The sequence below is a fragment of the Streptomyces sp. NRRL F-5123 genome, from assembly GCF_000721495.1.
Taxonomy (GTDB): domain Bacteria; phylum Actinomycetota; class Actinomycetes; order Streptomycetales; family Streptomycetaceae; genus Actinacidiphila.
On sequence record NZ_JOHY01000003.1, the window covers coordinates 238,470 to 263,031 of the forward strand.

At 72.0% G+C, this 24,562-nt stretch carries 19 protein-coding genes; 6 read left to right on the forward strand and 13 right to left on the reverse strand.

Annotation, left to right across the window (positions count from 1 at the left end; translation table 11 throughout):
- Nucleotides 1-68: 68 nt before the first annotated feature.
- Together IH54_RS0104745 and IH54_RS0104750 are read left to right on the forward strand one after the other, a co-directional pair.
- On the forward strand, nucleotides 69-2,252 hold the full coding sequence (locus tag IH54_RS0104745; protein ID WP_031513018.1) for a RecQ family ATP-dependent DNA helicase: 2,184 nt from the start codon (nucleotides 69-71) through the stop codon (nucleotides 2,250-2,252).
- A 194-nt stretch (nucleotides 2,253-2,446) separates the two neighbouring features.
- Entirely contained in the window at nucleotides 2,447-3,040 is a 594-nt protein-coding gene (locus IH54_RS0104750) for a hypothetical protein (RefSeq protein WP_031513020.1), read from the forward strand.
- Between the two features lie 33 nt (nucleotides 3,041-3,073).
- Here IH54_RS0104750 and IH54_RS0104755 read toward each other — a convergent pair whose 3' ends face one another.
- The 7 genes from IH54_RS0104755 to nrdR all read right to left on the reverse strand — a co-directional run bounded on the left by IH54_RS0104755 (nucleotide 3,074) and on the right by nrdR (nucleotide 10,596).
- Nucleotides 3,074-3,739 (reverse strand): hypothetical protein, encoded by a 666-nt coding sequence (locus IH54_RS0104755; protein ID WP_031513022.1) that lies wholly within the window; start codon nucleotides 3,737-3,739, stop codon nucleotides 3,074-3,076.
- 54 nt (nucleotides 3,740-3,793) lie between these two features.
- Nucleotides 3,794-4,486 carry a ribonuclease HII gene (locus IH54_RS0104760; RefSeq protein ID WP_031513024.1) on the reverse strand — a complete coding sequence of 231 codons (693 nt, stop codon included), beginning with the start codon at nucleotides 4,484-4,486 and terminating at the stop codon, nucleotides 3,794-3,796.
- A 48-nt stretch (nucleotides 4,487-4,534) separates the two neighbouring features.
- Entirely contained in the window at nucleotides 4,535-5,440 is a 906-nt protein-coding gene (locus IH54_RS0104765; RefSeq protein WP_031513026.1) for an ADP-ribosylglycohydrolase family protein, read from the reverse strand.
- A 124-nt stretch (nucleotides 5,441-5,564) separates the two neighbouring features.
- On the reverse strand, nucleotides 5,565-6,227 hold the full coding sequence (locus tag IH54_RS0104770) for a phosphoglycerate mutase family protein (protein ID WP_031513028.1): 663 nt from the start codon (nucleotides 6,225-6,227) through the stop codon (nucleotides 5,565-5,567).
- Nucleotides 6,228-6,322: 95 nt separating this feature from the next.
- A complete protein-coding gene (locus tag IH54_RS0104775) occupies nucleotides 6,323-6,928 on the reverse strand; it encodes a YdbC family protein (RefSeq protein WP_078861941.1) in 606 nt (201 codons plus the stop codon).
- A 157-nt stretch (nucleotides 6,929-7,085) separates the two neighbouring features.
- A complete protein-coding gene (locus IH54_RS0104780; protein ID WP_031513032.1) occupies nucleotides 7,086-9,965 on the reverse strand; it encodes a vitamin B12-dependent ribonucleotide reductase in 2,880 nt (959 codons plus the stop codon).
- A gap of 118 nt (nucleotides 9,966-10,083) precedes the next feature.
- Nucleotides 10,084-10,596: a transcriptional regulator NrdR gene (gene nrdR, locus IH54_RS0104785; protein WP_031513034.1), complete on the reverse strand. Its 513-nt coding sequence runs from the start codon at nucleotides 10,594-10,596 to the stop codon at nucleotides 10,084-10,086.
- 583 nt (nucleotides 10,597-11,179) lie between these two features.
- On the opposite strand from nrdR, the gene lexA reads away from it, so the two are divergent.
- Entirely contained in the window at nucleotides 11,180-11,959 is a 780-nt protein-coding gene (lexA, locus tag IH54_RS0104790; RefSeq protein ID WP_031513036.1) for a transcriptional repressor LexA, read from the forward strand.
- Nucleotides 11,960-12,038: 79 nt separating this feature from the next.
- On the opposite strand, the gene IH54_RS0104795 is transcribed toward lexA, so the two are convergent.
- A complete protein-coding gene (locus tag IH54_RS0104795; RefSeq protein WP_031513038.1) occupies nucleotides 12,039-14,009 on the reverse strand; it encodes an ATP-dependent DNA helicase in 1,971 nt (656 codons plus the stop codon).
- Between the two features lie 102 nt (nucleotides 14,010-14,111).
- Between IH54_RS0104795 and IH54_RS45290 the strand changes: the two genes are divergently transcribed.
- Both IH54_RS45290 and IH54_RS0104805 read left to right on the forward strand, forming a co-directional pair.
- Nucleotides 14,112-15,275, forward strand: coding sequence for an FHA domain-containing protein (locus tag IH54_RS45290; RefSeq protein WP_052397069.1), 1,164 nt, complete (start codon nucleotides 14,112-14,114; stop codon nucleotides 15,273-15,275).
- An 11-nt stretch (nucleotides 15,276-15,286) separates the two neighbouring features.
- Nucleotides 15,287-16,480, forward strand: coding sequence for a serine/threonine-protein kinase (locus IH54_RS0104805; protein WP_159011642.1), 1,194 nt, complete (start codon nucleotides 15,287-15,289; stop codon nucleotides 16,478-16,480).
- A 4-nt stretch (nucleotides 16,481-16,484) separates the two neighbouring features.
- Here the strand turns inward: IH54_RS0104805 and IH54_RS0104810 are convergent, their stop codons facing one another.
- From IH54_RS0104810 to IH54_RS0104830, 5 genes are all read right to left on the reverse strand, one after another.
- A complete protein-coding gene (locus IH54_RS0104810) occupies nucleotides 16,485-17,108 on the reverse strand; it encodes an FHA domain-containing protein (protein ID WP_031513044.1) in 624 nt (207 codons plus the stop codon).
- A 73-nt stretch (nucleotides 17,109-17,181) separates the two neighbouring features.
- Entirely contained in the window at nucleotides 17,182-18,945 is a 1,764-nt protein-coding gene (locus IH54_RS0104815) for an IucA/IucC family protein (RefSeq protein ID WP_043179789.1), read from the reverse strand.
- 78 nt (nucleotides 18,946-19,023) lie between these two features.
- Nucleotides 19,024-19,734 carry a GNAT family N-acetyltransferase gene (locus IH54_RS0104820; protein ID WP_324607742.1) on the reverse strand — a complete coding sequence of 237 codons (711 nt, stop codon included), beginning with the start codon at nucleotides 19,732-19,734 and terminating at the stop codon, nucleotides 19,024-19,026.
- A gap of 41 nt (nucleotides 19,735-19,775) precedes the next feature.
- A complete protein-coding gene (locus IH54_RS0104825) occupies nucleotides 19,776-21,635 on the reverse strand; it encodes an IucA/IucC family protein (RefSeq protein WP_043179791.1) in 1,860 nt (619 codons plus the stop codon).
- Nucleotides 21,636-21,690: 55 nt separating this feature from the next.
- Nucleotides 21,691-23,085 (reverse strand): diaminobutyrate--2-oxoglutarate transaminase, encoded by a 1,395-nt coding sequence (locus IH54_RS0104830; RefSeq protein ID WP_031513050.1) that lies wholly within the window; start codon nucleotides 23,083-23,085, stop codon nucleotides 21,691-21,693.
- A gap of 225 nt (nucleotides 23,086-23,310) precedes the next feature.
- Between IH54_RS0104830 and IH54_RS0104835 the strand changes: the two genes are divergently transcribed.
- Nucleotides 23,311-24,477 carry a trypsin-like serine peptidase gene (locus IH54_RS0104835; RefSeq protein WP_031513052.1) on the forward strand — a complete coding sequence of 389 codons (1,167 nt, stop codon included), beginning with the start codon at nucleotides 23,311-23,313 and terminating at the stop codon, nucleotides 24,475-24,477.
- The last annotated feature ends 85 nt before the right edge of the window (nucleotides 24,478-24,562 follow it).

A 24,562-nucleotide genomic window follows, 5' to 3' on the forward strand; every position in this document is an offset into this window, starting at 1 on the left:
GACCGTGGTTGTCCACGTCTGTCGGGCAGGGTTGGCGCTCTGTCGGTGGCGTCCTGTTGCATGGAGCCATGACGGAAACCACCAGCGGGCTGCGTGCCGCCGCCGACATCGTCCTGAGCCGCCTCGTCGGCGCCGAGCCGGGTGCCGCCCGGTTGCGCGAAGACCAGTGGCGCGCGGTCGAGGCCCTCGTCGCGCACGCGCGCAGAACGCTTGTGGTCCAGCGCACGGGCTGGGGCAAGTCGGCGGTGTACTTCGTGGCCACCGCGCTGCTGCGCGAGCGGGGCGCGGGCCCGACCGTGATCGTCTCCCCGTTGCTCGCGCTCATGCGCAACCAGGTGGAGGCCGCCGCCCGCGCCGGCATCACGGCCCGCACCATCAACTCCTCCAACGCGGAGGAGTGGAGCGGGATCGAGGCCGAGGTGGCAGCCGGAGCGGTGGACGTGCTGCTGGTCAGCCCCGAGCGGCTGAACAACCCGGACTTCCGGGACCAGGTGCTGCCCCGGCTCTCGGCCACCACGGGGCTTCTCGTGGTGGACGAGGCGCACTGCATCTCCGACTGGGGCCACGACTTCCGCCCCGACTACCGGCGGCTGCGCACGATGCTTGCCGAACTCAAGCCGGGAGTCCCCGTGCTGGCGACGACCGCCACGGCGAACGCCCGGGTCACCGCCGACGTGGCCGAGCAACTCGGAACGGGCACGACACCGGAGGACGACGCCGAGGGCACGCTCGTCCTGCGCGGTCCGCTGGACCGGGAGAGCCTGTCGCTGGGCGTGCTCGCCCTCCCGGACGCCGCCCACCGGCTGGCCTGGCTCGCCGACCACCTCGACACGCTCCCCGGCTCGGGAATCATCTACACGCTCACCGTGGCGGCGGCCGAGGAGATCACCGCCTTCCTGCGGCAGCGCGGATTCGCCGTGGCCTCCTACTCGGGCCGCACCGAGAACGCCGAGCGGCAGGAGGCGGAGGCGGATCTCCTCGCCAACCGCGTCAAGGCGCTGGTGGCCACATCGGCGCTCGGCATGGGCTTCGACAAGCCGGACCTCGGCTTCGTGGTGCACGTCGGCTCGCCGTCCTCACCGATCGCCTACTACCAGCAGGTCGGCCGCGCGGGCCGCGGCGTGGACAGCGCGGAGGTCCTGCTCCTTCCCGGCCGCGAGGACGAGTCGATCTGGCGCTACTTCGCCTCCCTCGCCTTCCCGCCGGAGGAGCAGGTGCGCCGCACGCTGGCGGAACTCGCGGCGGCGGACCGCCCGCTGTCGCTGCCCGCCCTGGAGAGCCGGGTCGACCTGCGCCGCTCCCGGCTGGAGATCATGCTCAAGGTGCTGGACGTCGACGGCGCGGTCCGCCGCGTGCGGGGCGGCTGGACGTCGACGGGCGAGCACTGGGAGTACGACACGGAGCGGTATGCCTGGGTCGCGCGCCAGCGCGCCGCCGAGCAGCAGGCGATGCGGGAGTACGCGGGCACGACGAAGTGCCGGATGGAGTTCCTGCGACGCCAACTGGACGACGACGAGGCCGGTCCGTGCGGACGCTGCGACAACTGCGCCGGGGCGCGCTTCCCCGCCGAGGTCTCCGAGAAGTCCCTCGCCCTGGCGCGCCAGGCCCTGGGCCGCCCGGGAGCGGAGTTGGAGCCGCGCAAGATGTGGCCCACGGGTCTCGAAGCCGTCGGCGTCCCTTTCAAGGGACGCATCCCGGCGAGCGAGCAGGCGGCCACGGGCCGGGCGCTGGGAAGGCTGTCGGACATCGGCTGGGGCAACCGGCTGCGGCCGCTGTTCACGGAGGGTGCCCCCGACCGGCCCGTCCCCGCTGACGCCGTGGACGCGGTGGTGCAGGTCCTGTCGGACTGGGCGCGTGGCCCCGGGGGCTGGGCGAGCGGCGAACCCGGGGCTCCCGCGCGCCCGGCCGGCGTCGTCACCGTCGCTTCTCGGCGCCACGGCACCCTGGTGGACACGCTCGGCGCCGCTATTGCCGAGGTCGGACGGATGCCGCTGCTCGGCAGGGTCGAGTACGCCCCCGACGCCGACCCCGGCTCCGTGCACCGCAGCAACAGTGCCCAGCGCGTACGGGCACTGCACGCAGCATTCGTCCTGCCGCCGGAATTGCTTGAAGCCGTGAAAACGGCGGGCGGCCCGGTGCTGCTCGTCGACGACATGGCAGACACCGGCTGGACACTCGCCGTCACCGCCCGGCTGCTCCGCCGGGCCGGCGCGACCGCGGTGTTTCCGCTGGTCCTGGCGGTCCAGGGCTGACAGATCCCACCGGCTGTACGGGCCACGGGATCTATCCGACGGACGGGCTCATTCCGGTCCGCGATGGCAATTGCCCGTTGCCGCAAGGCAATAGGCGGGGAAGAATTGGACACGGATCCCCGAACGGCTCTCCGAGCCCCCTGACCGGCGCACGCCCGCGGCCGGTCCACGGGTGTATCCGCGAAGGGAGGACCGTGACCATCGGGTTCGTTCCGGAGACGTCCTCCGCCACCGCGTCCTTTGTCGCCCGCACGCTGGAGCCCACCGAGTGGGCCGACATGGACGTGCCGCTGCTGGCCAGCCCCCGCGAAGTCGTCAAGGACCTGTACGCGCGACACCTCCCGGCCCCGCCCACCGCGGTGGTCGCGGCCTACGACCCGGACGGACGGATCCGCGCCAGCGCCTCCTTCGGCTACCGCACCGGCGTGGTCGACGGATGGGAGCGTCGCAACGCCCTGCTGTCCCATCTCCGCCGGGTCATCCCGCACGACCTGCGGCTGCGCAACCCGGTACGCACAGCGGTCCTTATGGTCAGCCGGGACGGAATTCCCGGCTGGACCTCCCAGGACGGAGCTTGGATGTGGGGACTGCGGGACGCGTGCACCCTGCACGGGCTGCGCTGCGGATCGTACGTGACGCTCACCCGCGACGGCTGGAACGTCATCGGGGAGAACCGCGCCGGGCGCACTCCCAACGCGGCCTCCTGGTCGCACGCGCGCCCCGAACCGCACCGGACGGATCCGGCGACCGCCATGGCGAACGCCCTTCGCCAGGCGTCGGTGCGCTGAGCGCCCGGGCAGGCGGACCGCCGGCCCGGACGCTCAGGCGCTGGCGCCCAGAAGGCTGTTGATGCGGGTCGGGTCCCCGCACACGATCAGCAGCACCCCGGCCCGGGACAGCGCACCGGCCAGGGCCTCGGGCAGCGTCTCGTCGCTGCCGCCGTTGAGCGCCACGACCACGACGGGCCGCCCGGCAGCGCGCGAGGCCGAGATGTCGGCGTAGAACACGTCGTCGGCGGCGTCGTGCTGGGCCCAGTAGGAGGCCTCGCCGAAGCTCAGCTCGTGCGACGCCCACGGGTGCTGCTCGCCGGTGGTGAGCACCAGGATCTCGCCGGGCGCGCGCCCGGTGTCGAGCAGCAGGTCGACAGTCTCCTCCGCCGCGTCGAGCGCTCCTTGCGCGGGGGCGGGGATGAGCTGGATCTGCGCGGCGCCGGGGGCGGAGTCGCGCTGGTCCGAGGCGGCGGGGGCGGCAGCCGCAGGCGGATGGTTCGCAGCCGCGGGGGCGGCGGTGCCGACAGGGCCGCGCGGGGCGGCAGCGGAGGCGGAACCGACGGCGGCGACTGCCCTCGGCGGCCCGGGCCGCGGCGCGGCAGGCCGGGGCGGGTGAGGGACAGGACGGGGGGTCGACGCACTCCGGCCGCTGGTCGGAGCAGTGCGGGGACCCGGGACGCTCTCGTGAATCTGAGGCTCCTCGGGGGTGAGAGGCATGAGTTGATGTCTATCAAATGCGCACCGAATGCGCAGCGGGGGGTGGGTGCCGGATCAGAAATCGAAACCGAGTTGTTCCCCTGCGTCTTCCGTGGCGCGGACCTTCTTCAGGTGCTGCCAGCGCGGCAGCGTGTCCAGGTAGGACCACGTGAGCCGGTGCAACGGCGTCGGCCCCCACTCCGCGAGCGCCGAGCGGTGGACGGGCGACGGATAACCGGCATTGTCGGCGAAGGCGAACGGCGAGTAATCCGTGCCGAGTTCGGCCATCTGCCGGTCGCGGTGGACCTTGGCGATCACGGAGGCGGCGGCGACGGCGACGCACGACTGGTCGCCCTTGATCACCGTACGGACACGCCACGGCCCGCCGCCGCCGAGGTAGTTGTGCTTGCCGTCGAGGATGACGGCCTCAGGGGGCTCGGGGAGTCCGTCGAGGGCGCGCAGCGCTGCCAGCCGCAGGGCGGCCGTCATCCCCAGCTCGTCGATCTCCTCGGACGATGCCTGTCCGAGCGCGTAGGACGTCACCCAGCCGGTGAGCACGGCAGCCAGGCGGGTGCGGCGGTTGGGTGTGATGAGTTTGGAGTCCGTGAGACCCTCGGGCGGGCGGCGCAGGCCGGTGACGGCCGCGCACACGGTGACCGGCCCCGCCCAAGCGCCACGGCCCACCTCGTCGATGCCTGCGACGGTCCTCACGCCGAGCGTGGCGCGCATCGAGCGTTCGACGGTGTGGGTGGGTGGTGGCTGAACCATGGCGGGGACCAGCCTACTCGCCGTCCGCGCGCCGTCTCCACGGGGCTTTCAGGACGCCGTGGCCCAGTCGGGCAGTGCTTCGGTCCGCTCGGTCCACAGGGCCGGGGGCTCGCCGCCGGGGCTCGCGGCGACGATGCCGCCGACGATGGCGCAGGTGGTGTCCACGTCGCCGCCCGCCTTCGCGGTGGTCCAGAACGCCTGCCGGTAGTCGCCGAGATGGCGTGCGGCGGCCCACAGGGCGAACGGCACGGTGTCGTGGGCACTCGTCCGCCGCCCGCAACCCAGCACGGCAGCGACGGTGCCGACGTCAGCGTAGTCCAGCATGTCGCCGGCCCGCCGAATGCCTGCCTGGACGGCGCTGCGCGGCACCAGGTCGACCACGGCGGCGAGCAGGCCGGCGGGGTCCTGCGGGCCCGCCGGGTCCGCGGCGAGGGCGGCGGCCGCGGCGACGGCCATCGCGCCGGCCACCGCCTCCCGGTGCTGGTGGGTGGTGTAGGCGGAGATCTCGGCCTGGTGGGTGGCCTGGACGGGATCGCCCGCGTACCAGGCACCGAGCGGCGGGATCCGCATGGCGGCGCCGTTCCCCCACGACCCCTGGCCGTTGAAGAGCGCGGCGGCAAGCTCGCGCCAGTCCGCGCCCTCCTGGCGGATCAGCCGCAGCATGCGGCCCACGGCGGGGCCGTAGCCGCGGTCGAAGTCGTGGTGCTCGGCGAAGGACGCCGCGAGGGCGTCCTGGTCGATCCGCCCGTGGGCGACAAGGACGGCGACGACCGAGCTGGCCATCTCGGTGTCGTCGGTCCACTGCCACGTACCGGGCGGCAGCTCGCCGTTCTGGAGTGCGGAGTAGTGGGCGGGGACGAAGAACTGCGAGCCGAGGGCGTCGCCCACGGCCAGGCCGCGGAGGCTGCCGAGCGCGCGGGCGGCCCGCGCGGAAGGGGAGGTGTGAGCCGTCATGACGTCGGAAACTCTGACATCGCACCTGTTCCGGGTCAATCTCCTTGTGCCGAAACTCACCCGCCTCACAGATTTCTCCGGCCCCGCACCGCTTCGGCGGCTCCGGGAATGCGCGGCCTCGCGCTCAGATGTCGCCGCCGCCTGGCTGGCCGGGGGTGCACCAGCGCTCGAACGGCCGGTCCAGGCTGTAGCTGCCGGACGCTCCGAGGACCAGCATCCGCGTCTCGGCGTTGTCCGGGTTGGACAGGGCTTCGAAGTCCTGGACCGTCCAGTGGAACCAGCGCATGCAGAAGAGCCGCATGGTCAGCCCGTGGGTGACGAGCAGGACGTTCGGCGGGAAGTCGTCCTTGTCGAAGGCGCGGTAGAGCGTTTCGAGGAAGGCCCCGACCCGGTCGTAGACGTCCGCGCCGCTCTCCCCCATCGCGAAGCGGTAGAAGAAGTGGCCGTAGGCGTCGCGCGCCTTGCGCTGCCGGTGGATGTCCTCGATGTCCTGCCAGTTGCCCCAGTCCTGCTCGCGCAGCCGCGGTTCCTCACTGGCCCGGGTGAGCCGCGGGTCCAGCCCCAGCGCGCGGTAGGTGTGCCACGTACGGCGGTACGGGGACACGAACGCCTGGACGCGCTCGTCGCCGAACAGCTCCCGCAGCCGCGCCCCTGCTTCGGTGGCCTGGCGCAGGCCCTTCTCGGTCAGCTCCAGGGCGTGGTCCGGCACCCGCTCGTAGATGGTGTCGTCGTAGTTGCCCTGGGACTCACCGTGGCGGATGAGCACGATACGGCGAGGACGTCCCATGCGGATCACCCTATGGTGCGATCCGGCCCCTGGCTCGTCGGGGCCCCGGGAGGCAGCCCCTCGCGGCGTCTGGGGGCGGCGGCGCGGGCCCGTGCTCAGACCGTCCACTCCGGCACCACGTCCACGACGTCCCCCGCCACGGACAGCACGTCGGCGTCCAGGTCGGCCCGCTGCGACAACCGCGCCACCGCGCCCTCGCGGTACTTGCCGTGCTCGGTCGCGGAGTCCCACGCCGAGAGCACCAGGAAGTCGCCGTCCGCCCCCTCGGCGAAGACACCGCGCAGCATCCCGGGCGAGCCGGCCATGGCCGGATTCCAGACCCGCTCCTGCATCTGGACGAAGTGGCCCACGCGGTCCGGACGCACCTTGCACAGCGCCACCCGGAGCAGGTCCGCGTCGGAGAAGCGCGGCTCGAACCCGACCTTCACGTCCAGCCGGTGGGCGAAGGTCCGTGCGGCGAGCATCTCGTACGTGCCCGTCTGCGCCGATGCCAGCTCGTCGTGCGGACCGGCCATGAACGCGTCGTAGGACCGCTGCCCGTCCCAGAAGGCGAAGAGATGCGCCACCCCGGGCTGCGAACGGCTCCAGCCGCCGCCCTGCCCGTGGAATCCCGGGCGGTTCCTGAGCGCCGCCCACCCGCGTTGACCCCGGTCGAAACCGTCCTGGTCGAGGACTCCGCAGCGTATCCACTTCACCAACACCGCGCCATCGTAGTGGCGCGCAGCCCGTCGTTCGTCCCCTCCGCCGCACCCGCCCGGGCGCGGACAGGGGTGGGGACACGGCCAGGGCCGTGTCCCCACCCCTGTCACCCGCGAAACCGGCCGGTCAGCGGATCAGCCGAACGTGCGATCCGCCCGATCAGCTGCAGCCGCTCGTGGAGCCGCAGCCCTCGCACAGGTAGCAGCTGCCCGCGCGGCGCATCTTCGTACCGCAGGAGAAGCACAGCGGAGCGTCGGCGTTGAGGCCGAGCTGGATCTCCAGCAGCTCCGTGGAGTTGTGCGCCTCCTTGGGCGCCGGTGCGGCCGCAGCCGGCTTGGCCACGGTCAGCGGCGTGCGGGGCTCGACCTGCCGCGGCGCGGACTGCGCCAGGCCCTCGACGTCCACGTCGTCCTCGGCCGCCTCGTACGAGCCGGTGTCAAGGTGCCGCTGCCGCTCGGAGGCGGAGTGGATACCGAGGGCGGAGCGGGTCTCGAACGGCAGGAAGTCCAGCGCCAGGCGGCGGAAGATGTAGTCGACGATCGACTGCGCCATCCGCACGTCCGGGTCGTCCGTGAGCCCGGCCGGCTCGAAGCGCATGTTGGTGAACTTCGAGACGTACGTCTCCAGCGGGACGCCGTACTGCATGCCCACGGACACGGCGATGGAGAAGGCGTCCATCATGCCCGCCAGGGTCGAGCCCTGCTTGGACATCTTCAGGAAGACCTCGCCGAGGCCGTCGTCCGGGTACGAGTTCGCCGTCATGTAGCCCTCGGCGCCGCCCACGGTGAAGGACGTCGTGATGCCCGGACGGCCCTTGGGCAGCCGCTTGCGCACCGGGTGGTACTCGACGACCTTCTCGGCCGCCGCGGGCGCTGAGGCGGCCTTCTCGGCCTTCGTGTCGTCCTTCTTCTTCGCCGACAGCGGCTGGCCGACCTTGCAGTTGTCGCGGTAGATCGCGAGCGCCTTGAGGCCGAGCTTCCAGCCCTCGTAGTAGACCTCCTCGACCTCCTCGACGGTGGCCGACTCCGGCAGGTTCACCGTCTTGGAGATCGCGCCGGACAGGAAGGGCTGCGCGGCGGCCATCATCCGCACGTGGCCCATGGCCGAGATCGCCCGCTCGCCCATGGCGCAGTCGAAGACCTCGTAGTGCTCCTGCTTGAGGCCGGGGGCGTCGACGACGTTGCCGTGCTCGGAGATGTGGGCGACGATCGCCTCGATCTGCTCGGGCTGGTAGCCGAGCCTGCGCAGCGCGGTCGGAACGGTGTTGTTCACGATCTGCATCGAGCCGCCGCCGACCAGCTTCTTGAACTTCACCAGCGCCAGGTCCGGTTCGACACCCGTGGTGTCGCAGTCCATCATCAGGCCGATGGTGCCGGTGGGAGCGAGCACCGACGCCTGGGCGTTGCGGAATCCGTTCTTCTCGCCGAGACGCACCACGTCCTGCCAGGCCTCGGTCGCCGCGGCCCACACCGGGGTGTCCAGGTCGTCCATCCGGCGGGCGGCGCCGTTGGCGTCGGCGTGCTGCTTCATGACGCGCTTGTGGGCGTCGGCGTTGCGGGCGTAGCCGTCGTACGGGCCGACGACCGCGGCGAGCTCCGCGGACCGCTTGTAGGACGTACCGGTCATCAGCGAGGTGATCGCGCCGGCCAGCGCGCGGCCGCCGTCGGAGTCGTACGCGTGGCCGGTGGCCATGAGCAGGGCGCCGAGGTTGGCGTAGCCGATGCCCAGCTGGCGGAAGGCACGCGTGGTCTCGCCGATCTTCTCGGTCGGGAAGTCGGCGAAGCAGATGGAGATGTCCATCGCCGTGATGACCAGCTCGACGACCTTGGCGAACCGCTCGACGTCGAAGGACTGGTTGCCCTTGCCGTCGTCGCGCAGGAACTTGAGCAGGTTCAGCGAGGCCAGGTTGCAGCTGGAGTTGTCCAGGTGCATGTACTCGCTGCACGGGTTGGACGCGGTGATACGACCGGTCTCCGGCGAGGTGTGCCAGTGGTTGATCGTGTCGTCGTACTGGATGCCGGGGTCGGCACACGCCCAGGCGGCCTCGGCGAGCTTGCGGAAGAGCGACCGGGCGTCGATCTGCTCGATGACCTCACCGGTCATCCGCGCGCGCAGGCCGAAGGGCGCGCCCGACTCGTAGGCCTTCATGAACTCGTCGTTCACGCGGACCGAGTTGTTGGCGTTCTGGTACTGGACGGAGGTGATGTCGTCGCCGCCCAGGTCCATGTCGAAGCCCGCGTCCCGCAGGGCGCGGATCTTCTCCTCCTCCTTGACCTTGGTCTCGATGAAGGCCTCGACGTCCGGGTGGTCGACGTCCAGCACGACCATCTTGGCGGCGCGGCGGGTGGCACCGCCCGACTTGATGGTGCCCGCCGACGCGTCGGCGCCGCGCATGAAGGAGACCGGGCCCGAAGCGTTTCCGCCGGACGACAGCAGCTCCTTGGAGGAGCGGATACGGGACAGGTTCAGGCCCGCGCCCGAGCCGCCCTTGAAGATCATCCCCTCTTCCTTGTACCAGTCGAGGATCGACTCCATGGAGTCGTCGACGGACAGGATGAAGCAGGCGGAGACCTGCTGGGGCTGCGCGGTGCCGACGTTGAACCAGACCGGCGAGTTGAAGCTGAAGACCTGGTGCAGAAGCGCGTAGGTCAGCTCGTGCTCGAAGACCTCGGCGTCCTCGGGGGAGGCGAAGTAGCCGTGCTGCTCACCGGCCTTGCGGTAGGTGAGCACGACCCGGTCGATCAGCTGGCGCAGGCTCTTCTCGCGCCGCGGGCTGCCCACAGCGCCGCGGAAGTACTTGCTGGTGACGATGTTGACCGCGTTCACCGACCAGAAGCCGGGGAACTCGACACCACGCTGCTCGAAGTTGATCGAACCGTCGCGCCAGTTGGTCATGACGACGTCACGGTGCTCCCACTCCACCTCGTCGTACGGGTGCACGCCGGGAGTGGTGTGGATGCGCTCCATGCGCAGCCCCTTGCCTGCTTTGGACCCCTTGGTGCGGGAACCGCGTGCCGGGCCGCTCGTCGTCTCTGTCATGCCGCCTCCCTATACGGGCAAAACGCCCTGATGTGCCCGGATCTTCCCCGCGGCACGGTGATGTTCATGGCCTCGGCGCGGGGCGCTCCGGCAGCTGTGTCTGTGTCCTGCGCGCCGCTCAGTCGGCGGCGGATGCGGGCGCGGGGACACCGAGGTCCTCGTCGAGCCCGCCAGGAGTGGTGGGTGGCAGCTGCTCGCGCAGCTCCGTGATGGCCCTCTCGAAGTCCTCGAGCGAATCGAACGCGCGGTAGACCGAGGCGAACCGCAGATACGCGACGAGGTCGAGGTCCTGAAGCGGGCCGAGTATGGCCAGTCCCACGTCGTGGGTCGACAGCTCCGCGCTGCCGGTGGCCCTGACCGCCTCCTCGACGCGCTGCCCCAGCTGGGCGAGGGCGTCCTCGGTGACGGGGCGGCCCTGACAGGCCTTGCGCACGCCGGCGATGACCTTGCTGCGGCTGAAGGGTTCGGTGACGCCGCTGCGCTTGATCACCATCAGTGACGCCGTCTCCACCGTGGTGAAGCGGCGGCCGCAGTCCGGACACTGGCGGCGCCGGCGGATCGAGGCGCCGTCGTCCGTGGTGCGGCTGTCGACGACGCGGCTGTCGGAGTGCCGGCAGAAGGGGCAGTGCATCGTTCCTACTCCCTCCCTCGCTCCATGACGAGCGCGCACGACGACAGGGCTTCCGCAGTGTCGTACGACCCCGTGGAGCAGCCCCAAGCATAGGCGATTCCCCGGGCGTTGGCCCCTCGAGGCCGTCGACCGGACCACAACCGGTGGTGGTGGAACCCTATCCAACCACTAGATGTTGGTTCGCCGCATCCGACCCCACCCTTGGCGCGTGTCGCGGCTCGCGGGGCGGAGGAGGCCGCGGGGGCGCATACCGGGGCAGCACGGGGGAGGTGGTGACACACTGGAAAGCGGCGCCGCCCGAGCGTCACGGCGGCCCTCGGCCGGGATACGGACTGCGGGCGTGCGGGTCGCGGCGAGCGACTTCGGGGGACCCACCGGGACTCACGCAGCCCCTTCAGAATCGAACTTCCCTTCGATCAATACACCCGGTACCTTGATCACGTCAGCGGATTTATGCAAATTCACTCGAACGTGTGTTTGGCGCAACCTTTCGAAACCCACTACCGTTGTACTAACTGCCCGCGGCTGGGAAGCGGGCCTCCCGCACTTCACGCGGTGGGAGAACATCTCGAAAGGGGCCGCCGTGACCACCGCCGCAGAGAGCGCCACAGCGACATTGACCGCCCATGACCGCTCCCCCGATCGAATCGGCCCGTTGGACGTGATGAACGAAGAGAACAGCCCGAAGCCCGCGCGCTCCCTCCCCGGACGGCCCCCGGGTATTCGCGCCGACAGCTCCGGTCTCACCGAACGCCAGCGCAGGGTCATCGACGTCATCAGGGATTCGGTCCAGCGCCGCGGATACCCGCCGTCCATGCGGGAAATCGGGCAGGCCGTGGGCCTGTCGAGCACGTCATCGGTCGCCCATCAGCTGATGGCACTGGAGCGGAAGGGCTTTCTGCGGCGCGACCCGCACCGGCCCAGGGCGTACGAGGTCCGCGCCTCCGACGCCGGGCACCCGCAGCCCACCGACACCTCGGGCAAGCCGTCGGCGTCCTACGTCCCGCTCGTCGGGCGGATCGCGGCAGGCGGTCCGATCCTCGCCGAGGAGTCGGTCGAGGACGTCTTCCCGCTGCCCCGCCAGCTCGTGGGCGACGGTGAGCTGTTCGTACTCAAGGTGGTCGGCGACTCCATGATCGAGGCCGCGATCTGCGACGGCGACTGGGTGACCGTCCGCCGGCAGCCCGTCGCCGAGAACGGCGACATCGTGGCGGCCATGCTCGACGGAGAGGCCACGGTCAAGCGCTTCAAGCGGGACAACGGCCACGTATGGCTGCTGCCGCACAATGCCGCCTACCAGCCCATCCCCGGGGACGAGGCCACCATCCTGGGCAAGGTCGTGGCGGTGTTGCGCCGGGTCTGACACCGCCGGGTCCTCCACGCGCCCCGGAAACCGTACGGCGGTTCCGGGGCCGGGCCCGTTTCCCCGCGGCCCCGAGCGCTCAGGCCTTGGCCGCCGCGTCGATGGCGGCCAGCGAGCGGCGCACCTGATTGCGGTCCGTCGTGTACCAGAGGTCAGGCATGGACGCCCGCAGGAAGCCGCCGTACCGGGCGTTGGCGAGCCGCGGGTCCAGCACGGCGACGACACCGCGGTCGCCGGAGGCCCTGATCAGCCGGCCGGCGCCCTGCGCCATCAGCAGCGCCGCGTGCGTGGCGGCCACCGCCATGAATCCGTTGCCGCCGTGCTCCTCCACCGATTTCTGCCGCGCGCTCATCAGCGGATCGTCGGGGCGCGGGAACGGGATCCGGTCCATCACCACCAGCTGGCAGTTGGCCCCCGGCACGTCCACCCCTTGCCACAGCGACAGCGTGCCGAACAGGCACGTCTCCGCGTCCTCCGAGAAGGTTCTGATCAGCTCGCCCAGCGTCTCCTCGCCCTGGAGCAGCACGGGATTCTTCAGCCGCTCCCGCATCGCCTCCGCGGCGGCCTGGGCGCCGCGCATGGAGGAGAACAGCCCGAGCGTCCGGCCGCCGGCGGCCTCGATGAGTTCGGCCAGTTCGTCCAGCATGTCCGCCCGGCCGGAGTCCCGGCCCGGGGCGGACAGATGCCTGGCGACGTAAAGGATGCCCTGCTTGCGGTAGTCGAAGGGCGATCCGACGTCGATGCCCTTCCAGGGCGCCTGCTCCTCCCCCGCCGTGCCCTCCGCGGCCAGGCCGAGGGACGCCGCGACTCCGTTGAAGTCGCCGCCCAGCTTGAGGGTGGCCGAGGTGAGGACGACCGAGCGCTCCGTGAACAGCTTCTCGCGCAGCAGGCCGGACACGTTGAGCGGGGCGACGCGCAGCGAGGCGCCGTAGCGGTCGTGCCGGTCGCACCAGACCACGTCGTACTCGGATGCGGAGACGAGCCGCTCGCTCACCTCGTGCACGTGCTCGACTGCGGCCAGGGCCTGCTTGCGCACCGCGTCCTCGTCCTGGACGGACTTGTCGCGCGTGTCGCCCAGCGAAGTGATCACCAGGCGGCAGGCGTCGCGCAGCGCCGCCAGGACGTACAGCAGATCCTCGGGGATCGGCTCCAGGCGGCCCGGCAGGGCCAGTTCCATGACCCGCTCGAAGCCCTCGGAGGCGCTCATCAGCGCGTCCGCCGCCTTCTCGTTGACCAGCCGGGCGGCACGCTTCACCGCGCGGTTCACGCTGCCGGGGGTGAGTTCGCCGGTGGCGACGCCGGTGACGCGGGAGACCAGTTCGTGCGCCTCGTCGATGATCAGCACTTCGTGGCTCGGCAGCACCGGTGTGCCCTCGATGGCGTCGATCGCCAACAGCGCGTGGTTGGTGACGACCACGTCCGCCAGCTTGGCGCGCTCGCGGGCGGCCTCGGCGAAGCACTCCGCACCGTACGCGCACTTGGTGGCGCCGAGGCATTCGCGCGAGCTGACCGACACCTGGCCCCACGCCCGGTCCGACACGCCGGGGGTCAGGCCGTCGCGGTCACCGGTCTCCGTCTCGTCCGCCCAGTCCCGCATACGGAGCAGGTCCTGACCGAGCTTGCTGGTCGGCGCGGCGGCCTCGAAAGGGTCGAAGAGGCCCTCCTCGTCGTCCTGCGGCACTCCTTCGTGCAGGCGGTGCAGGCACAGGTAGTTCGACCGGCCCTTGAGCATCGCGAACTGCGGCTCTCGGCGGAGCAGCGGCCGCAGCGCGGTGACCGTCCGCGGGAGGTCGCGCTCGACGAGCTGGCGCTGGAGCGCGAGGGTGGCCGTGGCCACGACCACCCGCTCGCCGTGGGCGAGAGCGGGCACCAGATATCCGAGGGACTTGCCGGTCCCGGTACCGGCCTGGACGAGCAGATGCGACTGGTCGTCCACGGCGGCGGCGACGGCCTCGGCCATGGTGACCTGGCCGGCCCGCTCCACCCCGCCGACGGCGGTGACGGCGGCGTGCAGCAGGTCGGTGAGTGCGGGTGGTGGCGTGTCAGTCATAGGAAGGCAAGCCTACGGGCAGCCACCGACAACGCCGTCCGGAAGCGCTCACCCGGTCGTCCGCGGGACCGGTCCCGTCCCGCGGTGCTAATTTCTGGTCACATGCCGTTCGAGCGCCGCCTGACTCTGGACACCTCAGCCGCGGAGTACGTGATCGACGTCGCCAACGTGGTGCGCGAACCGGCCCTTGGCGGGGAGCGCGCCGCGGATCTGAACAGACTCGCGGGCGTCCTCGACGCCCTCGCCGGCTTCGCGCGCGACCCTTCCGTCCAGGTCTATGCCATCACCGACCGGTCGCTGCTCACCGACGGCCGCCTGACCCCCGCCGAGCGGCAGGATCTGAACCGCTGGTACGCGGACGGCAGGCTGGAGGTGCTGCCCCGCGCGGACGACCGCATCCTGGAACTGGCCGACGCCCTGGGCCTGCGCGTGGTCAGCGCCGACAACTTCCTCGACTTCCACCGCGCCTACCCGTGGATACCGGGCAACCGGGACCGCTTCCTACGCCCGGTGCTCCTCCCCGACGGGCGGATCGGGGTGCGCCCGCGGATCATGCCCGTGCCCGAGGAATGGCAGGTCTCGCGCAAGGAGGAGGAGGGGCTGCTGCTCCAGGCGGGAGTGGTCCGCCGATGGGAGCACTCGGCTGCGCACCGCGCGGCGCTCGGCCGCGAGTGGCGGTGCCCGGAGCCGGGCTGCCCGCTGTTCGGCTCCGCCGACCGACCCGGCACCGCCCTGCCGCGCCGCCGCAAGGAGCAGGTGCTGTGTCCGACCCACGGGGTACCGCTCGCCGACGCCGGTCCGCGCCGCCCCCGCGCCCAGGTCAAGGTCGTGATGGACGGGACGGTACGCGGCCGCTTCATGGTGACCGAGGGCGAACCGGTGACGGTGGGCCGGGCACCGGCGGGCGGCGGGGTGGCGCTGGGCGCGTGGATCGACGACACCGCGGTCGACTCGGTGAGCCGCAGCCATGTCGTGCTCAGCTACGACGGAAGGACGCTGAGCGTGCTGGACGAGCGCAGCGCCAACGGGACGAGGGTGCGGCGCCGGCTGCCCGGCAACGACACGGTGGAGCCGCTGCCGCACGGTGTCGTCCGCGCTTTGCGCAGGGGCGAGTCGGTGGTGCTGCACGAGCGGCTGGAGCTACTGCCGAGCGGGCGCCAGTTCGTCTTCGAGGAGGACCCGACGGACGGTACGGTCGGACCGCAGGACGGCGGCGCGCATGCGGAACCCACCATGATGCGTCTGCCGTTGCACGACATCGACTGAACGGGGTGCGCGTGACGGGCGAGGTGGCTGTCGGCACGGTCCTCAACGGCCGCTACCGGCTGGAGGAGCTGCTGGGCGGCGGCGGGTTCGGACAGGTCTTCGCGGCCGTCGACCAGAGCCTGGGGCGCCGGGTCGCGGTGAAGGTGCTCATGGTGCGCGCCGAATGGGCGGAGATCGAGCGCAGCGAACGGCAGGGACGCTTCCGCCGGGAGGCCGTCGCCGCGGCCGCGCTGAGCCATCCCAACGTGGCGACGATCCACGACGCAGGCGAGCACCAGGGACGGCCCTTCCTCGTCATGGAGTTGCTGGCCGGCACCGATTTCCGGCGGGTATTGCTGGACCGCGGCGGGCTGCCCGTACCGGATGTCATCGCCTACGGCGCACAGATCTGCGCGGGGCTCCAGCATGCGCACGAACGCGGCCTGGTGCACCGCGACATCAAGCCCGAGAATCTGATGCTGCTGCCGGACGGGGTCGTCAAAATCTGCGACTTCGGTCTGGTCACCCACCGGGACTCCGACGCGACACGTTATACCGAGCCGCAGGCGCTGCTGGGATCGCCGCCGTATTTCGCCCCCGAGCAGGCGCAGGGCGGGGAGGTCACCGCCCGGTCGGACCTGTATTCGCTCGGCTGCGTGCTCTACGCCATGCTCGCCGAGGGCCCGCCCTTTGCCGCGGGTAATTACATCGGCTACGCATATCTCCACGTGCACGAGGAACCCGAGCCGATCGTCAACCGCAGGCCCGAGGTTCCCGCGGAACTGGCCCGTCTGGTGCACCAGTTGCTGGCCAAGAAACCTGCCGACCGGCCGTCGGGCGCCTCGGAGGTGGCCGAGCGGCTGCGTGCCATGATGCGGCCCGCCGCGCTGCGGCGGACACCCACCGCCCTCGACCGCGGGGCCCGCCACCTGGTCTGGACCCTGATCGAGGAGGGCGAGGCGCTGCTGTCCGCGGGACGCTTCCACGAGGCCGACGAGCGCTACTGGCAGGCCCGCCAGCAGGTCGTGCGCCAGGGTGCGGACAACGAACCGGCATCTTTTGCCGCGCTTTTCGGCCGTGCCCGCGCCCTGGAGGGCCTGAACGGGGTGCAGGCCGCGCGCCGGCAGTTCGAGGAGCTTGCCGAGAGTACGGCGGCAGCCCTGGGCGCCGACCATCCGCTGGCCCGCTGCACCGCCGCCTACGCATCGGTCAGGGCTGCACGCTGATCGGTCAGGGCAGCACGTTGACGTGCACGTCCGCCGCGAGCCGGAAGGTGTCGCCCGGCCGGAGCGGCGCGGGCTCGTTGGGCGTGAGGCGGTAGCCGCGGACGAAGGTGCCGTTGGTGGAGTCCTCGTCGGTGATCCAGGCCGACCCGTTCGTCTCGATGCCGACCCTGGCGTGGATGCGGGACAGGTTGTCGCGCCGGGCGAGGAAGGTGACGGCCGGGCACAGCTGCGGGTCGCGGCCGAGCCGTATCGAATAGCCGGCCGCCAGCTCCACGATCTCCCCGTCGGGGAAATGCAGGCGCATGACGTGCAGGGGAACGTCGCGGCGGGTGCCGGCAGGCCGGGGTGGAGCCCCCGGGACGACGCTGATGACCCGGGTGTGCTCGGTGTCTTCGACGTCCATGTCGGCCGCGCCGTGCCCCGGCACCATGTCCCGCGGCTCTGCGGGGCCGTGCGCCGCGGGGCGCGGCAGCCGCTCGGTGACGGCGGTCGGGGAGACGGACGGGACGGCCGCGGCGTGCACGGACGCCATCAGGGCGAAGGGCACGAAGCAGCCCTGGCACACCAGTTGCCCGGCGAACGAACCAGGCGTGCCGCATTCGGGGCAGGACCCGACTTCCTCGCGCATCCGCCCCTCATCCCTCCGCGGTACGACCCTGCGGCGATCGTATCTTCCGCGCGCGGGATGCCGCCGCCCGTCGTCAGAGCGCGTACAGCGGATTGGGCACCGAGCCGTGGACCGCGGCGTGCGGGCGCTGGGCACGGTCGCGGTAGCCGTCGAGGTGCAGCCGGTTGCGGTTGAGGCACAGCCGGTCGATGCGCGGGGTCAGAAGGTCGAAGGCGGCGAAGCGCTCCTTGAGTTCGGGGAAGCGGTCGTGGTGGCGGAGGATCTCGTCGCGTGCCAGCTGCCAGAATCCGGCCTCCGGCACTCCGAGCTGCTCCTCGCACAACGGCGCCAGGTAGCGCAGCACGCCCACGAAGAGCCCGGAGTGGATGAACTGCGTCAGGAAGGCAGGCTTCTCCGTCAGCAGCACCGACCTGACCTCGCCGGGCATGGCGGCGTGCTCGGGAAGCGGCTCCGCGCTCACATTGACGTCGTCGACGAAGTCCTTGACCGCGAGCCGCACCGGGACGTCGTGGTCGTCGAAGACCACGATGGCGTTCTCCCCGTGCGGCGAGAAGACCGTGCCGTAGCGGTAGAGGAAGTGCAGCAGCGGTGGCAGCAGCGCACCGAAGAGGTGCCGCAGCCAGACGGCGGGGGCCAGTCCGGAGCGCTCGACCAGCTCCGCGGTGAAGGAGCGGCCGTCCGGGTCGGTGTGCAGCAGCGCGGCCAGCGTACGGGCGCGCTCACCGGCCTCCAGATGCGCGGTCAGCGGCTCGCGCCAGATACAGCCCAGCAGTTCGCGGTACTGGTACGGCACCGTGGGCAGCCGGTCGTACTGCGGGTGCGCCACCGACACCGAGGCGACCTCGCCGAGCAGGATGACCCGCGTCTCGTCCCGCAGAAACGAATCGCCCGCCCGCAGGCCGTCCACCCAGGAGGTGACGGCGGGTGCGGCGAGCGTCCTCTCGGTGGGCAGTCCGCGCCACACCAGGGTGTTCAGCACCGACAGCGGCAGCTTGACCGTACGGCGCTGCGGATGGCTGGCGTTGAGGAAGGTCCGGACGGACTGCTGGGGCACTCGGAGGTCGTTGTCGGTGCCCAGGTGCATGATGGATCCGTCGGCGATCGCGGGCGCGAAGAGCGGCAGGACGACGTTCTCCCACTGCCAGGGGTGCACGGGCAGCAGGAGGTGGTCCGCGGGGTTGCGGTTGCGGTCGGCGATGGCGTGGTGGAAGGCGTCGAGAGTGGCCGGCGGCAGCTCGTCCGCGTAGAGCAGATCGGGGGTGGCCAGGGTGTCGACACCGCGGTATCGGGCGAGGCTGTGGTGGACGGCGATCCACGGCAGCCGGTGCTGTCTGCGGCTCTCGGGGGCCCAGCGCGCGGCATCGGCGTCCGAGAATCCGATACGCCCCTTGTTGGCGACCAGCCAGGGGTGCCCGGTCTGGTGCCCTTCCAACTCGGCGTAGTCGAGGTCGGCGAGCTCCGCCGCGGAGAGCGCGTCGGCGTCGAGCCGCAGGTCGGCACGCAAGGTCGTGAGGATCTCACGCATCAGGTGCCCCGTGGTGTCACCGCTGAGCCCGAGCACGCTCTCGTGGGCGTGGCTGAGGAAGTGCAGCGGGTCGCCGCTCGGGCCGATGCTTCCCGGGTCCACCTGCCAGCTGCCGTACGCGCCCCGGCGGGCGTGGAAGCGGTAGGTCAGCGTGTCGCTGAGCGCGAGCCGGTAGGCGGCCGGCCCGGCGGCGGGATCGGGCTCCGGTGCGATCACCTCCTCGTAGGCGAATTCGGCGAGCATCTTCGCCAGCAGACGCCGGGCCGCTCGCTGCCAGGCGGCGGCGTCGGAGGGCGGGGAGGTGGTGATCACGATGGACTCCTGCGGGGCCGGGGTGCCGACGGAACGGGGCGAGAGGCGAAAGGGGGCGGGCGGATGGCGGGCGGATGGTCAGAGCACGCGCCGCAGCGCACGGTCGCGGACCATGAGGGCAGCCCGCTTGCCGGACAGGGGGACCTCCGCCGAGAGCCGGAAACCGGCGCCGAGGAAGGCGGCGACGGAAGCGGTGTTGCGGATGTCGGGTTCCGCGACCACGCGGGTGCAGCCGGGGCGGTGCTGCAGGATCAGGTCTGCGACCGCCCTGATCAGGGTGGCGCCGAGACCGCGGCCGCGATCGGCCCCGCCGCCGATGAGCAGGTGGATGCCGGTGTCCTGCGGCCGGGCCGGGTAGTGGCGTGCCAGCGGGTCCAGATCGGCGCGGTAGATCTCCCAGTAGCTCATCGCCCGGCCGTCGAGCAGGCCCAGGCACGGGACGCTGCGCCCGTCGCGAGAAGTCTGCGCCGCGATGTGCCGCCGGGTCAGCGACGGTTCCCCCGCCAGCTCCCAGAAAGCCGCGACGGCCGGGTCGTTCATCCAGCCGCTGACGAGGTCCAGATCGCGGTCGGCGTGGGCGGGCACGAGGCGGAAGGCCCCCGCGCGGGTGCCGGCGGCAGCCCAGTCCGCGATGCGTCCGACCAGGGCGCCGCCGCGGACCGCGGGCGGCCCCGCGGCGGCGCCGGGTGCCCGCGGGCCGCCCTCCCCGGGGATGCCGGGCAGGGCGAGGAATTCCGGTGGCAGCCTCAGATCCAGAGTGTCCTCGGTATCGGAGTCCGCTGGTGGCACGGTGGCTCCTCCTCTCCTCGGCAGGCCCGGCCGCCGTGCGCTCAGGCGGCCAGCGGGTTGGGCACGGTGACGTACACCGACTGCGTGTCGACCGGCCCGACGAGTTCGTCCATACCGTGCAGCCGGGTCAGCAGGTTGGCCTTGCAGCGCAGCTCCCGGCTGCTCAACAGCCGCTCGGGAAGGCCGCTCCGGCGGGCGCTGCCGGGTTCGGCCGCGACCGCGGTGAGGAAGCGGCGGAAGGCGGCGAGGAGCACGCGCTCGTCGGCCAGCCGCTGCGATCCGAGGGCGCCGACCAGGCCGAAGACGTTGTTGATGCCGACGTAGTAGGCAAGGCGCTCGTCGGCGACCTCGTCGGCCACGAAGGTGTCGCTCTCGACCCCGATGCCGGGCAGTTGCCCTTCCAGGTCCGCCCGGTGCGAGAGGCGGAAGTAGTAGCCCTGGTTGTCCCGGTAGCGCCCTCCGCAGGGCCAGCCGTCGGCGTCCAGCAGCACCAGGGTGTTCTGCTGGTGGGCTTCCAGGGCGATGCCCGCTTCCCCGTCCAGCCACAGTAGCGGGCGGACCACCGCGTCGAGGTAGCGCAGGAACCACTCGGTGGCGACCGCGGGCCCGGACCGTCCGGTGCGCGCGGCGAGACGGTCGATGGTGCCGGCAAGCCGGGACCGCAGCACGAGGGCGGAGCCGTCCCCGGGCCAGGGTCGCGGCGAGGTCAGCCCGGCGAGGCAGTGGGCCCGATCGCCGGGGCCGAAGGGGTTGTGCCGCAGGACGACGTCGAGCCCGGGGACGGGTACGCCGTCCGGGGTGTCGACGGCGAGCCACGCGGGGTCGCGCACGATGTCGAAGCCGGGGTGGGCGGCGTGCCACCGGGCGGCGAGGCCGCTGCGCAGCAGCCGGTGCACCTCGGTGCCCCGCAGGAGTTCCTTGCGCAGGTTCTCCCGCCGGGAGTTGGTGATCCGCACACCGAGCGACAGCTTGAGCATCGCTGGCGCGTCGGGGCGGTAGACGGTACGGACCGAGGAGGTGGGATGCCACGGGTCGCCGTGGGGGCCCAGATCACGCAGCAGCCCGGCGTCGAAGAGCGCCTGCACCCCCGGCCGGTGGCGGATGTCGCGGGCCTGCCACGGATGCAGCGGCAGCAGCACGGCGGCGCCGGGGCAGGATGGCTGCGGTCCGCCGAGGGAGCCGATCAGGTCGACCGCCCCGATGGGCCGCCCGCCCTCGGTCCAGGCGGAGTCGGTGGCGAGCACGGAGGCGTCGACGGCGAGCCAGTGCAGCCGGAAGGAGCTGCGTGTCTCCGGGGAGTAGGTGGCGCATTCGGCGTCGCTGAGCCCTTCGCGGCTCTTCGGCGCCGGGTGCATGGAATGGCCGAAGACCAGGGCCTGCTCGGAGTCCAGGAAGGGCAGCTCGGGGTCGTCGGACGCCGCGGAGCGGCCCCGCTCGCGCCGTTCGGCGACGAACCCAGCCGTGCGGCGCACGGAGTCGGCCACCCGGGCCACCACGTCGGCGGCTTCCGCGGGCACACCGCCGCCTTCACGGGCGAGCAGCGCGGAGAGGCCGACTGCGGTGAGCGCGGGCCCCTCGGCGGTCAGCCGGACGGGACCGAAGCGGTGGTGGCCGGTCGGCGACCAGTAGCGGACTGCCGCACGGGCTTCGGTGCCGCTGGCCGGCAGCGGGATCCGCAGCTCGGCGTCGGTGGGGGCGGGCAGCGCCCGCTCGCGTACCCAGCAGCGCAGCAGGTTGTCGGTGCCCGCCGCGTCGGCCACTGCATAGGCGTCCGGCTGGTGCAGCGGGTCGGGGCCCGTCTCCGCCGGGGGCGCGGCGGTGTCCGGAAGCGGCAGGCGTGGGAACGGCACGGTGATCGGTTCGGCCACCGGGGCCGTACCGGATTCTGCGGGGGCGGTCATACGGGGGCTCCACTGGTGACGGCCGCTGGGCTGCGGAGGGTGCGGGGGACCTGCGTCATGCGGCCGCGCCCGGTGCGGCGGCGCGGGCGGCTTCGATGGCTCCGGCGAGGCGGTCGAGTACGGCCTCGGCCTGCTCGTCGGTGATGGTCAGCGGGGGCAGCAGCCGGATGACGCTGCCGTGTCTGCCGCCCAGTTCGACGATCAGGCCGCGCCGCAGGGCCTCGCGCTGGACGGCGGCCGCCAGATGGGGTGCGGCGGGCAGGGCGCCGTGGTCGTCGGTCTCCCCGCCGGTGTCGACGATCTCCACACCGATCATCAGGCCGCGGCCGCGTACGTCGCCGATGCAGGGGTGCCGCGCGGCCAATCCGTGTAGCGAGCGGAGCATCCGGGTGCCGAGTGAGTCGGCGCGCGCGTGCAGGGCGTTGTGCCGGACGAAGCGCAGCGTCGCGGTGCCCGCCGCCATGGCCAGCTGATTGCCGCGGAAGGTCCCGGCATGGGCGCCGGGCAGCCAGCCGTCCATCTCCTCGCGGTAGACGATGACGGCGAGCGGCAGGCTGCCCCCGATGGCCTTGGACATCACCATCACGTCCGGCACGATGCCGCTGCGTTCCACGGCCCAGAAGGTGCCGGTCCGGCCCACGCCGGTCTGCACCTCGTCAACGATCAGCGGGATGCCGCGCTCCGCGGTGATCTGCCGCATCCGCCGCAGCCAGCCGTCGGGAGCAGGCACGACACCGCCCTCGCCCTGCACCGCTTCCAGCAGCATCGCAGCGGGTGCCTGGACGCCCCCCTTGGGGTCGTCCAGCAGGTGCGCCGTCCAGCGCGCGGCAAGTGCGGCCCCGCGGTCGCCGCCGACACCGAACGGGCAGCGGTAGTCGTACGGGTACGGCAGCCGGGTGACCTGCGTGTCGGGTCCGCGCACCGCCTCCCGTACCGCGGTGTCGCCGGTCGCGGCGAGAGCCGCCGACGTCATGCCGTGGTAGGCGCCGGAGAAGGCCAGCAGGCCGTCGCGTCCGGTGGCGATCCGGGCGAGCTTGATGGCCGCCTCGACCGCGTCCGTCCCGGCCGGGCCGCAGAACTGGATGCGTCCGTGCTCAGCGAGCTCCCGCGGCAGGGTCTCGAACAAGGCGGTGGTGAAGTCGTCCTTCACCGGGGTCGCGAGGTCGAGGACGTGCAGCGGGGCGCCGGAGTCGAGGACGCTCCTGATCGCTTCGAGCACCACGGGGTGGTTGTGGCCGAGCGCGAGCGTGCCCGCCCCCGACAGGCAGTCCAGATAGCGCCGGCCGTCCGCGCCCTCCACCGTCATACCGCGTGCGCGGACCGGGACGACGGGCAGCGCACGGGCATACGTACGGGCCGCCGACTCGCGCTGCGCCTGTCTGCGCAGGATCCCCTCGGCGGCCGTGAAGTCGTCGGCCGGCGCCGTGAGCTGTCCCGGCACGCTGGAAATGGCCGCCACGCGCTGTCTCCTCCGAGTCGCCTGCTGTTCGGTCGTCCCCCTTCCGTACTAACGACGCGGTGACGGACCGATCACGGGCCGCACCCAGATCTTTCCGGGCGGGAACCGTCCGACGCCGGCTGACCGTCCCTCAATCCGGTGGCGTGCCCGAGGCGCCACCCGTGCCGGACGTGCGAGAACCCTTCGGCACGCCGACTCCGCAGGGGGCTCACGTTCATGTCATCGATAGGCCGGCCGTTCCTGGCAGTCGCAGCCGCCGTGGTGCTCGTCGCCACGGCAGCCGCGTGCGATTCGTCGGACGACGGGGGCGACGGCAAGCCCACACCCACCCGGACGGTGACGGCCAAGCAGAAACTCGACCTCTCCCTGCCGACCGCCCTGCCCACCAGCGTCACCGACCTGAAGAAGTGGGAGGAGGCGTACAAGCGCGGCGCGTGGAAGAACTGGGGCAAGGACCAATGGCTGCGCAAGGCGGCCGACTTCGTCAACCCGGTGATCGCCGGGCTGTGGAACGACGACCGGATGAAGGGCGCCGATCCCGGTGACAAGAACGTCCCGGCGGACGTCCCCGCCGACCAGGGCCAGACGGACCGGACGCCCACGCCGGTGCTCGCCGAGTCCGTGGCCACGCCCTACCACCGAAGTGCCCCCGACGTCGGGAAGCTGTTCTTCGACAGCCCCAAGGGATCGATGGTGTGCTCGGCGACAGTGGTCCAGGACCCGGCGCACCCGGGCAAGTCCAACCTGGTGTGGACGGCGGGCCACTGCGTGCACGCGGGGGCGGACGGCGGCTGGTACCGCAACATCGCCTTCGTGCCCGCCTACAACGACCAGGGCCAGAGCGCGGCAGCGCTGAAGGGGGCCAAGCGGGACGCGCTCGCGCCGTACGGAGTGTTCTGGGCCGACGGCGCGGCCACGTCGCAGCAGTGGATCGACACCGGGGCGGAAGAGGGCGGCAGCGGGTCGCCGTACGACTTCGCGGTGCTGCACGTGACTCCGGAGAAGGGCGGCAAGTCCCTCGAGGAGACGGTCGGCTCCGCCATGCCGGTGTGGTTCGACGCCCCGGCGACCGCCCAGGTCGGCACGCTGGACGCGTGGGGGTATCCCGCGGCCCCGCCGTTCGACGGCCAGCGGATGTACAACTGCGCGGACAAGCCGGGGCGGCTGTCGCTGGATTCCGCGCAGCCGACGGAATACCGCATCGGCTGCACCATGACGGCGGGTTCGTCGGGCGGCGGCTGGTTCGCCACGAAGCCCGACGGGACGACGGCGCTGGTCAGCAACACCTCGATCGGCCCGGTGACGGCGACCTGGCTCGCAGGGCCCCGGTTGGGCGCAGACGCCAAGAAGGTCTACGACTCGGTGGTCGCCAAGTTCAGCTGAGGCAGCGAATGTGTAAGGGGCGCGTCACCATGGTGACGCGCCCCTTACCTGTTGCCCGGTGCGCAGGTTCCCTGCCGAAGGGCGG